Raw genomic sequence first — 15328 nt, 5'->3', positions numbered from 1 at the left:
AATATTTGGATAAATACATGTTTGCTAATCAGTAAGGTAGGACGCGCGGGCTTTAAAATCGCACCAATATAGTGAAATAGCACCAAAATGGTACGCACTACTATGTAGCAATGTTGTTATACCAAGAAATAGGGGATAAAAGAAAAGCTCCTTAAAAGGAGCTTTTCGACGTTATGGTAAGTGTTGTATAGGCTGTTCGGTATTACCAAATGTCATCGCGATATTTTGATTCAGCTTGCTCATTCCCATGAACATGCGAATGATCCACATAACAATCGCGACAGCAGCAAATAACATCCCAATGTAAGGAATAATATTTGCAATTTGGTCTATCCAACTGGCTTTGTACCAGTAGTTAGTCACACCTTTTAATAGCCCGTTCGATGTTGCTACCGTTACGATTAAAACAACAAAGAAAGTTAGGTTTAAAAAGAACGTGCGAATTAAACCATAATAGTGAGAGTTTACTACTTCGCTATCTTCACCTTTGTCTAAACGGTAACCTGCATAAATGATGGCAATCACGCCAGACAGTAACAAAGTAAACGGCGTAAACAAACTTAAGATATACGCCACCCAAATACCTTTATGATGTTGGTGCATAAAGTCCTCTACCCCTTTACGTTAATTTCTGCTCTGGTTTGACGGAATCAGGTTTGGCTTCGTTTGTCGTCGCTGTACCTTCACCACTTTGACCTTGCTTCATTTCCTCGTACCAAAGATCATGGTGTTCTTTTGCCCAAGTTTCGTCAACGTCACCTGTAACCATACCTTCTAACGCCCCTTCCATACCGAATAGACCGATATAGATATGGAATACGAATCCACAAATCAGTATAAGAGCTGAGAACATGTGAACTAAGTTAGATAGCTCCATATCTTTTCTCGTTTGTCCAAAGATAGGGAAATCGAGAATAAGACCACTCACTGCCGCGATAGCTCCAAAGAAGATAAGCAACCAGTAAATCGCTTTTTCACCACCATTGGAGAATCCAGCAGATGGGTGCGAACCTTTATGTTTACCAACCATCCCACCAAGTTTCATGAACCATTGCATGTCTGTCTTATTAAAGATGGACTTTCTCCACCATTTAAATAGAACAGCAAATAGCAGAATAAAGAATATTGGTCCCATGTAGTTGTGATACTGCTTAGCAAGATACACCGTCCAACCCCAAAGCTCGGTCGGTACATAAGGCTTCATAAAGTGTTTGCCATAAACAAGCATTAAGCCACTAAATGCCAACGTAAGAAAGGTAAACGCCATACTCCAGTGGAGAGCACGGTCCATTCTTGACCAACGACGTAGCTTTTTGCCGGTACGAGCCCCGCTTAGTTTCAAAGGGCCAACTAAGAAGTACATCAATACCACCATACTGATGCTGCCAAAGATTGCGACAGCTGCAGCAGGTGACATCCATTTCTCTTTGAGGATAAACCACGTTTCCCCTGGTGTACTGATTAACACACCATGTTCAGGAGAAGCAGACGTTGTTGTACCTTCCACACCTTCTTTCACATGACGCCAATAATCCGCACCCGCGAGTTGCGTCATCTCACCTCTAACGACTTGATTGCTTTTACTCTCTTCTGCTCTTACTCCAAACGACAGTACAAGCATCACTGCTGCCAATAAAGGCAACAGTGAGAGAGCCAATTTTCTAAGCAAACCTTGTTCTTTAAACAAAATAGGCATAGAGCTCTCCATTAGCTTTTCGTTGCGTCGTAAGCCAGATCATTGCCGTCAGTCCAGCCAGCATTCTTAGCACCGCGCTCTACAACACGTTGACGGAAGATATCAGACACTTTTTCCGCATCACCCGCTAACAATGCTTTTGTTGAGCACAATTCAGCACACATTGGTAGCTTGCCCTCTGCTATACGGTTAGCTCCGTATTTTGCGCGTTCCTCTTCAGAGTTGTCTTCTGTTTCAGGACCGCCAGCGCAGAATGTACATTTGTCCATCTTACCGCGTTCGCCAAATGCTGCTTGTTTCGGGAATTGCGGAGCACCAAATGGACATGCAAATAAGCAATAGCCACAACCGATACAAAGGTCTTTGTTGTGAAGCACGATGCCATCTTCAGTATGCTCAAAACAGTCTGCTGGACACACCGCCATACATGGCGCGTCTGTACAGTGCATACAAGCAACCGAAATTGAGTTTTCACCAGGTAGACCGTCGTTTAATGTTACAACACGTCTACGTTGGATGCCCCACTCAAGCGCATCATCGTTTTCGTTTTTACATGCAGTGACACAGCCGTTACATTCAATACAACGCTTGGTGTCACATAGGAATTTCATTCTAGCCATTTTATGACTCCTTACGCTTTCGTGATGTTACAGAGAGTGACTTTAGTTTCTTGCATCTGAGTCACCGGATCATAACCATAGGTTGTTGCAGTATTCGCTGCTTCACCTATGACGTAAGGGTCACAACCTTCTGGGTATTTAGAACGAAGATCTTCACCTTGGAACTTACCGCCGAAGTGGAAAGGAATAAACGCCAAGCCTGGTTTCACACGAGGTGTCACCATCGCCTTGACTTTGATTCGTCCTTTCTCTGCACCTTCAACCCATACCATGTCACCATCTTTAAAACCGATGTCATTGGCATCTTTAGGGTTAACTTCAACAAACATTTCACGTTGTAGTTCAGCTAGCCAAGGGTTTGAACGTGTTTCTTCACCACCACCTTCGTATTCAACCAGACGCCCAGAAGTGAGTACGATTGGATACTCTTCCGATTTGTCCTGATCCTGAATCGACTTATACATGGTTGGTAGACGGTAAATTGATTCGCTGTCATCCCATGTTGGGTAGTCAACAACAAGATCACGTCTTGGCGTATAAAGCGGCTCACGGTGTAAAGGAACACGGTCAGGGAACGTCCAGACAATTGTACGAGCTTTAGCATTACCAAATGGCATGCAACCATGCTTAATCGCGACGCGCTGGATACCACCTGATAGGTCGGTCTTCCAGTTCTTGCCTTCTGCAGCGGCTTGCTCTTCTGGTGTTAGATCGCCCCACCAACCCAATTGTTTAATGAGCTTGTCGCTGAACTCTGGATAGCCATCCTCAAGTTCACAGCCTAGCGAGTAGCTGTCTTCTGCAAGCAAGCTCTTACCTTCGAATTCCACACCAAAGCGAGCACGGAAGTTACCACCACCTTGTGCCACAGGTTTCGAAGTATCATAAAGAATATGAGTACCTGGGTGTTTCATCTCAGGTGTACCCCAACATGGCCATGGAAGACCGTAGGTTTCACCATTGATAGGACCGCCCTCGGCTTCCAGTGAAGTTTTGTGGAACGTATGCCAGTTTTGTTGATGCAGTTTCAAACGCTCTGGGCTTTGACCGGTATAGCCAATGGTCCACATACCTTTATTGAATTCACGAGTAATGTCTTCAATGTTTGGCTGGTTATTTTCGACTTTAATGTTCTTGAATAACTGCTGTTCAAAACCAAGCTTCTTAGTCAGAAGGTACATGATCTCGTGGTCAGGTTTTGAGTCGAACAAAGGTTCAATGACTTGGTCACGCCACTGAAGTGAACGGTTTGAAGCTGTTACTGAGCCGTGAGTTTCAAACTGAGTCGTTGCTGGCAGAAGATACACACCATCAGTACGGTTGTTCATAACCGCAGCGTGTGTTGGATATGGGTCAACAATAACCATCATGTCGAGTTTTTGCATTGCTTTTTGCATCTCAACACCACGAGTTTGCGAGTTAACCGCATGACCCCAGTAGAACATTGCGCGAATATTATCGTTTTGCTCGATGTTGTCTTTATTTTCAAGAACACCATCAATCCAACGAGAAACAGGAATACCCATGTTGTTCATCGGTTTCTTGCCGCGATACTCGTTTTGGTCAAAACGTTCTTTGATCCATTCGTAGTCAACGTCCCATACTTTAGCCCAGTGCTTCCATGAGCCGTCTGCTAGACCGTAATAGCCTGGTAGCGTATGAGATAGCACACCAAGGTCTGTTGCACCTTGAACGTTATCGTGACCACGGAAGATATTAGCACCACCGCCAGAACGGCCAATATTACCTAACGCTAACTCCAGAACACAGTAAGCACGAGTATTATTGTTACCCGTCGTATGTTGAGTACCACCCATACACCAGATGATGCTTCCTGGACGGTTTTCAGACAGGATCTTCGCAGCTTTGTAGACATCTGCTTCACTCACACCTGTTACACGCTCGACTTCTTTCGGATTCCATTTCGCGACTTCCGTACGGATTTCGTCCATACCAAATACACGTTGGCGAATAAACTCTTTGTCTTCCCAGTTGTTCTCAAAGACATGCCACAAAATACCCCAGATGAACGCTACGTCGGTACCCGGACGCAGTGAGCAAAAATGATCAGATTTTGCAGCTGTGCGGGTTCGACGAGGGTCCGCAACAACAATCTTACATCCATTCTTTTCTTTAGCGATCAGAATGTGCTGCATTGCAACAGGGTGCGCTTCTGCTGGGTTAGAACCAATGAACAGCATAGATTTACAGTTATGCATGTCATTGAAAGAGTTCGTCATCGCACCGTAACCCCAAGTGTTTGCAACACCTGATACGGTTGTAGAGTGACAAATACGGGCTTGGTGGTCGACGTTATTCGTACCCCAAAGCGATGCCATCTTTCTGAACATATAGGCTTGTTCATTGTTGTGCTTAGCACTGCCCAACCAATAAACCGAATCAGGGCCCGACTCTTTGCGGATTTCAAGGACCTTGTTACCAATCTGTTCGATAGCTTCGTCCCAAGAGAGCTTTTTCCACTTACCACCTTCCAATACCATCGGGTATTTTAGACGACGTTCGCCATGTCCGTGCTCACGCAAAGCAGCGCCTTTCGCACAGTGACCGCCGGCGTTAAAAGGGTGATCAAAAGCGGGTTCTTGGCCGGTCCAAACGCCATTTTGAACTTCTGCGTATACACCGCAACCTACCGAGCAGTGAGAACAGATAGTACGTTTTACTTCTGTTTTCGCATCGATTGGCACTTCTTTCGCTTCGGCTTTTTTAATCATTCCTGGTGCAAACGTATAGGCACCTGCCGCTAAACCACCAGCGGCAATGGATGAATTGCGCATGAAAGCTCGGCGGCTTAGACCTAACTTGTTTTCATTTTTGCTGACGCTCTCGGAGCGTTTGGTCAATTTCATGAGATGCTCCTAGAGTGTGTCGTAATAGTCTTTGACGTGTTGCGTTTCACGATAACCACTTTTGTCTTGGTCATCCTGCTTAACATCAACAAGTTCAGTATTTGTTGCTGCTTTCGCAGTGCCAGAAATTACGGCTCCGGCTACAGCCGCTGTCGTTAACCCCTTTAAGAGATTTCTGCGACCTTCATTAAGTTGTGGCTGTTCGCCGTTTTGTTTTGCTTTGCTCATATATTGCTCCCTGAGTGGATGCCTATCCGTGAGATGGCATCTCTAGTTCGCGGACATTACTTCGTGGTTATGTTCTTAACGTCTATCTTCATTTTCGTCTGCGTAGAGCTTATGCTTTCAGCATATTTCACCTGCTCCACATCGAAAAACGCTTCCATAAGTGTAGAAACAGCTCGGTAAAACTGCGCACTTTTTGCGCAATCAATCTGTCTACACAAATCTTGATACCAAGGAGAAAGGTGTTTATTGAAAAACGCCTTCGCTTGCTCTTCTTGGTTTTGACTGATCAAATACGCCATCACTTCACTGATTGCTGAGATATGATCTTCCGGCTCTTTGACGGATTCATCTCGCTCCAAACCCAGTTGATTTAGGTCGTGTCTAATTAGTGCTAAAGGCTTCTCCATCAAAGAACCTGTCAGGTGCCAAGAAGCGAAAGGGACAACTTCACCTCTTCCTACTCCTATAAACAAATCTTGATATTCATCTTCTAAAGCACTGACTTCAGCTTTTTGAGCTGCTTTAGAAAGCAGTTCCCAAGCCGCCGTCATTTGATTGATCCCAACTTCGATCTCTAAGGACGATAGAAAATCGATCGTTTCACGTTCTGGTGCTCCACGACAAAGCGTTGAGATAAGCAAATAAATGTCACTTCTAAGCTCGTTGTATTCGTTATCCATTGACATTTCTTCCTAGTATTTCAGTTGCTCAGATGGGTTTTCTGCCATGCTTTCAAACACATCCACCACTCGACAGTCTTCACACATAGCGATACGTCTTAGTGACTCTTCATTATCAAAATGTGAGTGACCGCGTAACTTATCTTGTAGCATTGTTATCATGGATTGAGGAGCAAATGGTTTACCGCAGCGCAGGCATTCGGCCGCTTTTTCTTCATGAAGCGCCACAGCTGAGCGGCGGGATTCACTGTCCCAATTGATACGTTGGGTTAACGACAAAGCAGATTCAGGACAGGCTTTTTCACACATGCCACACTGAATACAATCTTGTTCTATAAAGTCTAAGGCTGGTCGATCACCATCGTTGTGTAATGCTTTGGTTGGGCAAACGGCCACACAAGCCATACATAACGTACATTTGTCTGTGACACACTCTACAGTGCCGTATGGTGCGGTCGTTGGTAGTGGCAAGATGCTCTGTTCAACGTGGCGCTGTTCTACTAAGGCATCAAGAGCGTGGTACAAACGCGCCCTTTTATCACCTTGAATATCACCGAGTCTAAGACCAAGGTCTTCTTCAGTAAGAGTCGGAAGCCCTTCTCTTAAAGACTCAAGATAAAGAATGTCGATGGTTTCACGGGCCAAACCCAAACTATCAAGCAGTTGCTGAGCCATACCCACTTCGCGATTTAACACCGTTTGAATCGTTTCCGGCATATGCTTACTAGCAGCAAACAGCACTTGTGTTGCGCCATTTACCAAGGCTGCAAACCAAGTATCTATACCCACAGAAGGTAATTCTTCGACAACAACGGGAATTACATTGTCAGGAAGGACATTCAAGGCCATAACGTTGTAAGATTCGTGGCGAGAGCTGCAGATAAGGACAATCGCTTTCTCCCCACCTTGGTTATGGTAGTTAGCGAGAGTTCGTTCGATAAACTTCTGCGTCTCCTGAGGGGTTGGCAGCGCATAGTGAATGGCTTCGGTTGGACAAGCGGTTGCACAAGTTCCAACGCCTTGGCATAGGTAAGGGTTAATTTCGATCTTATGGCCGATCTTATCATTACCTTCACTACTTAATGCACCTGCTGGACATGCATCCACGCAACGCTCGCAGCCTTTAACGCCTCGAGAGCTATGCGCGCACAAATCCGTATTAAGTCGAAAGAACTTTGGCTTATCGAACGTACCCATTAGCCCTGGTATTTCCTCCAGAGCATCAGCAAGTTTAGGATACCCGCGCCCCACTGGATAATAACCCGGGACAGGCACTTCTTCCGACATACAGCCATTTAGAGATAAGTCCAGAACCACATCAAACACATCACGGCCAATGGAGACTTCAGCAAGATTAACCGCTGATTGATTATTTTGAATGTGGACACTGAAGGTTCCGAGAAACCCGGAAATTTCGATACTATCGGCGTAATAGAGATTACCGTTGTCCGATGGTTCTCCATCTGTCGATAACAAAGTGACTGAATGCATAGTAGACAGCTGCTCAGCGGTACTTGTTATGATGGCAGTAGGACCAACGATTAATGTATCACCGTGACTTTCATAACTCACAGTGGGTGGTATGAGATTCGACAATTCAACGGTATTTTCAAACGCGAAACTTCTGGCGCGCCCATTTTGAGTCGTCGATTGTTGTAATAGTTGTTTTATCATTGCTTGCTTCCAGTGCAGGAGTCTTGACGCTCCATAGCTATTGGTTTTATATGAACCATATATCACTATTTGCAATATCTGTTCCAACTCGTACAAAAGCCAAATTTACTGATTTATTAGTAAATTAGCTTAAATACCATTGTGAAAATTAGGGAGAAATGTCGCGTGAGACAAAATGTCTCATTTGGTGAGAAAATATTATGAGACAAAATGTACCTATATTTTGTGTGGTAAATTTTGTCTCATAATCAATTGATTACGAAGTCTTGTCATTTGGTTCGTGGTCATCAAAACCTTGGTTGTCGAAATAATCTGCATCCGCCTCAGACTTCTCTATATCATCCTGCCCTTCAGTTTCTGTGTGTAGAGTTTCGATGTCTTTGTGGTCTTGTTCAGGTTGAGCTGAAGCAACTGGTTCTTGAGGATCTGTCTCATCCGCCACATTTTTTATCCAGCCACGCAATGTTTCAGCCACATCAGACGCCAACGGTTTTACCGCTGAATAATCATGGTCATAATCGTTGAGTCCATCTACAACATTATATTCAGGACTCATGAACATCTTACGCAGTGCTGCCTTTTTGACAGCTTTATCTACCTCTGGATTAGCCAGTAATTGAGAGACTGAAAGCTCTTCGGGTTTCTCAGGAACCTCAGAATCGAGTGACTTTTCACCTTCCGAACTGCACTCTTCATGTTCTGCTTGCTCTCGCTCAACTTCTGACTCTACGTTACCCTCAGCGACCGCATCAGCTTCATTGCTTTCTGGCAATGCGTCGAGCTCTAATTCGTCTTTATTCTCGTCGAGCTTGCGCTGCGACCAACGTGATAGAAAACTACTGGCCACTTGAACGCCCCGCTCCTTTACGCTTTTTACGTCTCACTTCCAATAACTCTCCATGACGACCTATGAAAGCCTCCATCCAAGCTTGAATGGGTAATGGTATTGGTTTTGACAACACAAGATAATCACCGTCCATAAATGAGCCAGCAACTGCCTGTGAAGCCGTAACCATAATTGGCGTTAAACTGGTTTCCTCATGTGAATCTAAAACAACGAACAACATTGGATTTTGCGAGCTCAAGTTAAATCGGTAATCAGTACGCTCGTCGCGATAAAGCTCCAAAGTGGCATGAGGCTTGCTGATATCTGTAACTTCTAATTTAAATCCATCGAGTTCTCGCTGTGTTGTCGTCCAGCGACCCACTTGTTTTTCAACGATGGAAAGATCGATTTGTAGCGGCCATTGATGCTCGTTTTTCTCGATAATCAGACCGTCTACCAAAGAATCTTGGTTAGGAATGGATTCAGGTGATTCTGGATGCATTTCATGTCCCTAATTTTAGCGTTTGGTATTTGCTTACTTAATCAATCTTAGCAATAATCAAGCCAATAGCCTCATGCTAGCGACCAACAAAAAGGATAAACGCGTGGTTAAACCCAACATTATTAGAACAAGCGAAAATCCCCTACAGACCATTGAAGTCGATGTCTATGACGAATATGGAGAAAAGCTAACCAAACAGATTGCCTGTGAACGACCTCTTACCGTTATGCTGAACTGGAAAGAGATCGTCACTCTTATGACTCTTGGCTCAAGGCCAGACTCATTAGTTCTGGGGTATCTGAAAAACCAAGGTTTCTTGTCTGACCCTGATGCCATTGAATCATTGATAATCGACTGGGAAACTCACTCTGCTGCCGTCATTACCAAAGAAAATACCGATTTCCTCGACGAAGCGTTGAAGAAAAAAACCGTCACTTCAGGTTGTGGTCAAGGCACAATGTACGGCAATGTGATGAAACAGCTCGAAGGTTATCAAGTTCCGCAAACGCCTCTAAAACAGTCTCAAATCTATGCGACTTTAGAAGCACTAACGCACTACAACGACACCTACAAAAAAGCGGGGGCCGTTCACGGATGTGCTATTTGCCAACAAGATAAAGTACTGTCATTCGTGGAAGATGTTGGTCGACACAATGCCGTAGACACACTTGCCGGAGAAATGTGGATAAACCAAGAAACCGGTGAGGATAAGATTTTTTACACCACAGGACGTTTGACCTCAGAGATGGTTATCAAAGTGGCACAGATGGGTATTCCAGTCCTGTTATCTCGCTCTGGCGTTACTCAAATGGGCTTAGACCTTGCTAAACAATTTGGTATTACCACCATTGCTCGAGCTAAGGGGCTACGTTTTCAAGTGTTTACTGGGGCGGAGAAGATTGAGTTTGATGTGAAAGGTGAGCAAGCATAATAGTTGCTTGAGATATCAAAAAAAGGAGTCCTAGGACTCCTTTTTGTTTGGTTCGAATGTCGCTATAAGAGGTTCCTGTTTTACTTAGGAATTACGACTCTGAGGTCAGTACTCTAGATGATTAAACACCGCGAGCTTTTAAGAACTCTTCGTATGTGCCTTTGAAATCCGAGATCTTGTTGTCTTTGATTTCGAGAATACGTGTCGCGATTGACGATACAAACTGACGGTCATGTGATACGAAAAACAGCGTACCTTTATAGTTTTCTAATGCCAAGTTTAAGGATTCGATAGATTCCATATCCATGTGGTTAGTTGGTTCATCCATCAACAACATGTTCGGCTTATGCATCATAAGTTTACCTAGAAGCATACGACCTTGCTCACCACCAGACAGCACTTTTACTGACTTTTTAATATCATCTTGGCCAAACAACATCCGTCCTAAGAAACTACGTACCACTTGCTCATCATCGCCTTCTTGTCGCCACTGACCCATCCAATCAGTCAGGTTCATGTCTTCTTCAAAATCATGAGCATGGTCTTGGGCGTAGTAACCGATATTGGCATTTTCTGACCATTTAAACTCACCCGTTTTCGGTTCAAGTTCACCGGCTAACGTGTTAAGTAGCGTTGTTTTACCTACACCATTCTCACCGATGATTGCAACACGCTCGCCAACTTCAAAGATAGCGTTAAAGTCAGACCACAATACCTCTTCAAAACCATTAGATAGGTTTTCCACGTTCAAAGCATTTCTGAACAGCTCTTTTTCTTGATCAAAGCGGATAAATGGGTTTTGACGGCTTGACGCTTTCACTTCTTCTAACTGAATCTTATCGATTTGCTTAGCACGAGAAGTCGCTTGCTTCGCTTTCGATGCGTTAGCTGAGAAACGAGAAACAAACGTTTGTAAATCAGCAATTTGAGCTTTCTTCTTAGCGTTATCAGCTAACAGACGTTCACGAGCTTGTGTAGCTGCAAACATGTATTCATCATAGTTACCCGGATAAACACGTAGCTCACCGTAATCCAAATCAGCCATATGTGTACACACGCTGTTTAAGAAGTGACGGTCGTGCGAAATGATAATCATGGTGCAATTACGTTGGTTAAGTACCTGCTCTAGCCAACGAATCGTATCCATATCCAAGTTATTGGTTGGTTCGTCAAGTAGCATGATGTGTGGGTCTGCAAACAGCACTTGCGCCAATAGAACACGCAACTTCCAACCTGGAGCAACTTCACTCATTAATCCAAAGTGTTGTTCTTCAGGAATACCAACCGCAAGTAGCAGTTCTCCTGCTTTTGCTTCCGCCATATAACCATCAAGCTCAGCAAACTGAACTTCAAGGTCCGCAACTTTCATCCCTTCTTCTTCGCTCATTTCAGCCAAAGAATAAATACGGTCACGTTCTTGCTTGATGGCCCAAAGTTCTTTGTGACCCATAATAACAGTGTCTACAACCGTGAACTCTTCATAGGCGAATTGGTCCTGGTTTAGTTTTGCTACTCGCTCGTTAGGGTCGTAAGAAACGTTACCGCTTGTTGGCTCCAACTCGCCGCTCAAGATTTTCATGAATGTAGACTTACCACAGCCATTCGCGCCGATCAGACCATAACGGTTACCTTCGCCAAACTTGATAGAAATGTTTTCAAACAGTGGTTTAGCACCAAACTGTTGAGTGATATTTGCGGTTGATAGCACAAGCGTTACCTTTGAGATTAAACAAAACTGCGCAACCCTACAGTCTCTTGCCTTCAGATGCAAGTGACAACTGCATTCCCGCCCTATTGATGCGTAGGATTCTGGTGACTAGACGTGCATCTTTTTAGCTGTGAAGCAATATTCTCTATCTTTTTATCGGCTGTCACGTGCAGAGTGTGGCGACGCTAACTACACTAAATTAAGAATTTAAATAGTTACAACTAGTTACGAACAGTGGTGTGCTAATAATGATCAATAAATCTCTCTGGATAGCAGTGTTAACGCTTTGCCTTAGCTTTCCAGCCTCTGCACGATGGGATTACCAAGATGACGATAATCCTGTCCCCTCTGAAGACGCCCAATCACTGGCTACTGAAATCGCTGCGTTACCTGCGAAGTTATTCTTAACGCCTCAAGACAACAATAAGGTAAGACGTCTACTCGCTTATACGTTAGATCAACAAGATCGTGAAATCTTGTCTTACGATGAAGCACTTGCGGTGTTTCGCGATGATGTAACTGACGAACATTGGTTTGACGTTGAAACGCAATATCTCACACTTAACAGTTTGAGCCATAGTAAACAAACTTTGTTAGAACTCGCCTCAGACAAGACATTCGATCAACTCACCGGGTTCGGTCCAGATGGCGTAACTCAGTTTAAACAAGAGTGGCGTATTACCACTCTGAACGCCGAATACTTTATCTTCTTTCAGTTAAGAAGTTTGAAGACCCTGGTGACGGAGATATTTATCTCCCCTGTCCCCGTTATTTGGGTAGGTATCAAGGTATTCTTTATTTATTGCGTTCTAATGTGGTGGCTGACTAATCAAAGGCGATTATTTGATCAACTAAAATCACATGTTGCATCTGTGGTAGGCAAGCCACCGATTTGGGTTCGATTTATCTGGTATCTTGGTCGTGCAAGTATAGCAATTGCTTGGTTGATCGCTATTACTGTCTCTTTACGTGTTCTTAGTAGCATCGAAGCGTTATCTCAACTGTCATATCTAGAGTTATTTACTTGGTGGATACTTGGAGGCTCTATTGCGATCTCCTTTATTTTGGAGTTTGTTCATCGCAATAGCTTCGCGACCAGTAAAGAGATCGTCGCACTACGACTTTCCACTGTTAGACGTTACGTTTGGAGCTTTATCGTTGCGGGTCTTGTATTGCAAATAGCGGCTCAAACTCTTGGCAAAGGAACCATTTATTACTGGATATCGAGCTTTTTTTCTTTGTGGTTCGCGTTGATTACCATCACGGTAATCGTAATGTGGAAAGATACTGTTTTTAGTTCGTTAGAGAAGATCTCCGAGAAGCCACTATGGGTGACATGGGCGACAAGTAAAAAAGATATATTTATAGTCGGCCTCATCGCCACCTCACTCGCGACGTTATGGATTGCACTGCATCACCTTAAAAACCGCCTTATTGGGCTCTTATCTCAATATACGGTATTCAATCAGGGACTCACCTACCTATTTAAAATAGAGGTCGCAAAACAAACCGGTAGCAGTGCAGACAGTAACCTAGTTCGAATTAAAGGAGATTCTGCGTTTGATTATGTCCTACCCGGCGATGATTTCAGTCCTTTAGTAGAATATGCCAAAGATGAATTTCAACAACTGTCAAAATACCTGCTCACCAATAGCCCTGCTATATGCGTCATCACTGGCGAACGAGGTGTTGGGGCAACTAGGCTTCTGAAGCAGGTATTGCATAAAGTAAAAAACGCTGAGCCAGTTTATGTAAACTGCCCTCTAGCAGGTTATAACCAGCTATTAATTCACTTTGCTGTAAGCATTGGATTGGAAGAAGACGCAAGCGAAATGAAAATCCTCAGTCATTTGCGTAAAAGCAATACCAATTATCTTATCGCAATTGATAACTGCCAAAGACTCGTAAAGCCCAAGGTGGGCGGACTCAACGATCTCATCCGCTTTACCAATTTACTGCGTCGTTCCAAAAAGAGCCATAGAGCGGTGTTTTCCATTGAGAAGGCTAGTTGGCGATTTGTTGATAGAGCCAGAGGTGAGCGTCTGCTTTTCGATTGGGTTGCATTTCTTCCTAAATGGTCAGAAGAGCAAATTGGCGCTTTGTTAGATAGCCGAATTAACCAAGGCCCCGAGCATAAGGTTGGCTTTGAAGGTCTTGTTGTGCCTAAGCAATGGGATAACGATAGTGAGTCTGAAGAAGATCGAGCGAAACAAGGTTTCTACCGTATTTTGTGGCATTACTCCGATGGCAACCCGACGGTTGCTTTGCGTTTCTTTAGGTTCTCACTACGACGAAATAAAGACACCGATGCCGTAGTAGTCCGCCTCTTTCATGCTCCTGAATCCGAAGAACTCGATAAAATGCCAAAACCGATGTTGGCCATACTACGCTCCATCGTTCAACTGGAAGCAGCTTCTCCTGAGGATGTGTCCGACTGCACCCAACTTACTATCTCTGAAGTTATTGGCACATTGCGTTATTTTCAAAGCCGAGGTTACATAGAGTGGAAAGAGGACAAGGCTCGTATTTCCGATCACTGGTTTAGACACATTACTAACGTGTTGGATCGCCAACATTTGCTGGTTAAATAGAAGGTTACATGAAACAGCTTATCTACATCATTGTTTTGTTATTACTGCCTTCTGTCAGCTTTGCCAATGAAGAAGTAGCTTCTGTGGACAGTATTACTCAATTTGCCACCTTGATTCGTTGGTCCGGTGTCGTTCTCAGTGTCATCATCATAATGGCAACTTGGTTGCTGATTAAGTTTATGAACTCCTTGGTGGACAGCATTGGTAGTCAGTTCGTGCAATATCGAATGCTATTGCAAAAGCTACAGTCCTTCTTACAATTCTTCATCTACATGACCGCTGGTATCGTAGTTTTCATGTTGAGCTTTAGAATTAACGACCACATTCTTGCCCTTATAGGTGGTACGCTTGCCGTTTCGGTAGGTTTCGCGATGAAAGACCTTGCAGCCTCCTTTATTGCAGGCCTAACAGTGATGATTGACCGACCTTTCCAAGTAGGTGACCGCGTCACATTCGAAGGTAACTATGGCGACATTTTGACTATAGGGCTGCGTTCTGTGCGTATGAGAACATTAAATGATGACATCATTACCATTCCAAACAACAAGTTCCTTAATGAGGTGACGGTTAGCGGAAACTACGGTGCACTCGATATGCAAGTTGTGATTCCGTTCTATATTGGAATGAATGAAGATATCGTCTTGGCGAGAAACTTGATTCAAGAAGCGGCCTCCTCTAGTCGTTACATTCACCTGCCTAAACCTGTTACCGTTCTAGTGAAACAGACCATCACTGACAATTATCTAGCGATTCAGTTGACTTGTAAGGCGTATGTTGTTGATACCGCTTACGAGAAACTATTTGAAACTGATATTACTCTGAGAGTTATGGAAGAATTTAAAAAGCATGGTATTAACCCACCACAAATCGCTGTCAGATCAAGCTAACAACGTCCGCACGATCATACTAAGCAAATGAAATTTGTCGTTTAGATAAAAACTGCAAGTTGATGTGCCACAACGACCTATCTACTATTCCGGGCAGTTACGGTAGTAGGCGTGATAA

At 43.9% G+C, this 15328-nt stretch carries 12 protein-coding genes and 1 pseudogene; 3 read left to right on the top strand and 10 right to left on the bottom strand.

All coding sequences use genetic code 11. From position 1 onward, the window contains the following. Window positions 1–171: 171 nt before the first annotated feature. The 9 genes and pseudogenes from MMA19_RS07305 to MMA19_RS07265 form a co-directional block, all read right to left on the bottom strand. Window positions 172–603, bottom strand: coding sequence for a hypothetical protein (locus MMA19_RS07305; RefSeq protein WP_006075149.1), 432 nt, complete (start codon window positions 601–603; stop codon window positions 172–174). A gap of 97 nt (window positions 604–700) precedes the next feature. Next, window positions 701–1696: pseudogene (locus MMA19_RS07300) on the bottom strand (formate dehydrogenase subunit gamma); the annotation flags it as partial. An 11-nt stretch (window positions 1697–1707) separates the two neighbouring features. Continuing rightward, a complete protein-coding gene (fdh3B, locus tag MMA19_RS07295) occupies window positions 1708–2316 on the bottom strand; it encodes a formate dehydrogenase FDH3 subunit beta (RefSeq protein ID WP_006075147.1) in 609 nt (202 codons plus the stop codon). 11 nt (window positions 2317–2327) lie between these two features. Next, a complete protein-coding gene (locus tag MMA19_RS07290; RefSeq protein WP_006075146.1) occupies window positions 2328–5183 on the bottom strand; it encodes a formate dehydrogenase subunit alpha in 2856 nt (951 codons plus the stop codon). Between the two features lie 9 nt (window positions 5184–5192). Further along, window positions 5193–5411: a transcriptional initiation protein Tat gene (locus MMA19_RS07285; protein ID WP_006075145.1), complete on the bottom strand. Its 219-nt coding sequence runs from the start codon at window positions 5409–5411 to the stop codon at window positions 5193–5195. A 56-nt stretch (window positions 5412–5467) separates the two neighbouring features. Further along, a complete protein-coding gene (locus tag MMA19_RS07280; RefSeq protein WP_006075144.1) occupies window positions 5468–6091 on the bottom strand; it encodes a molecular chaperone TorD family protein in 624 nt (207 codons plus the stop codon). 12 nt (window positions 6092–6103) lie between these two features. Then, complete coding sequence (locus MMA19_RS07275) at window positions 6104–7765, bottom strand: 4Fe-4S dicluster domain-containing protein (protein ID WP_240205890.1); 1662 nt, start codon at window positions 7763–7765, stop codon at window positions 6104–6106. 256 nt (window positions 7766–8021) lie between these two features. Continuing rightward, window positions 8022–8612 (bottom strand): DUF3306 domain-containing protein, encoded by a 591-nt coding sequence (locus tag MMA19_RS07270; protein ID WP_240205889.1) that lies wholly within the window; start codon window positions 8610–8612, stop codon window positions 8022–8024. Beyond that, the gene (locus tag MMA19_RS07265) at window positions 8602–9093 is read right to left on the bottom strand and encodes a DUF3305 domain-containing protein (RefSeq protein WP_240205888.1); all 492 of its coding nucleotides are present in this window, start codon (window positions 9091–9093) and stop codon (window positions 8602–8604) included. The genes MMA19_RS07270 and MMA19_RS07265 overlap by 11 nt, the downstream gene beginning before the upstream one ends. Before the next feature lie 103 nt (window positions 9094–9196). On the opposite strand from MMA19_RS07265, the gene MMA19_RS07260 reads away from it, so the two are divergent. Then, window positions 9197–10024: a formate dehydrogenase accessory sulfurtransferase FdhD gene (locus MMA19_RS07260; protein ID WP_038223221.1), complete on the top strand. Its 828-nt coding sequence runs from the start codon at window positions 9197–9199 to the stop codon at window positions 10022–10024. A gap of 121 nt (window positions 10025–10145) precedes the next feature. Here the strand turns inward: MMA19_RS07260 and MMA19_RS07255 are convergent, their stop codons facing one another. Next, window positions 10146–11732, bottom strand: a complete 1587-nt coding sequence (locus MMA19_RS07255) for an ABC-F family ATPase (protein ID WP_240205887.1) — start codon at window positions 11730–11732, stop codon at window positions 10146–10148. Between the two features lie 248 nt (window positions 11733–11980). Here MMA19_RS07255 and MMA19_RS07250 point away from each other — a divergent pair, with 248 nt between their 5' ends. Both MMA19_RS07250 and MMA19_RS07245 read left to right on the top strand, forming a co-directional pair. After that, window positions 11981–14323, top strand: a complete 2343-nt coding sequence (locus MMA19_RS07250; RefSeq protein ID WP_236110647.1) for an ATP-binding protein — start codon at window positions 11981–11983, stop codon at window positions 14321–14323. A gap of 8 nt (window positions 14324–14331) precedes the next feature. Next, window positions 14332–15210: a mechanosensitive ion channel domain-containing protein gene (locus tag MMA19_RS07245; protein ID WP_062460461.1), complete on the top strand. Its 879-nt coding sequence runs from the start codon at window positions 14332–14334 to the stop codon at window positions 15208–15210. Window positions 15211–15328 lie beyond the last annotated feature (118 nt).

This window comes from Vibrio sp. CyArs1, from assembly GCF_022432925.1.
Classification (GTDB): Bacteria; Pseudomonadota; Gammaproteobacteria; order Enterobacterales; family Vibrionaceae; genus Vibrio; species Vibrio mediterranei.
This window is presented reverse-complemented; position numbering and strand designations above follow the sequence as displayed.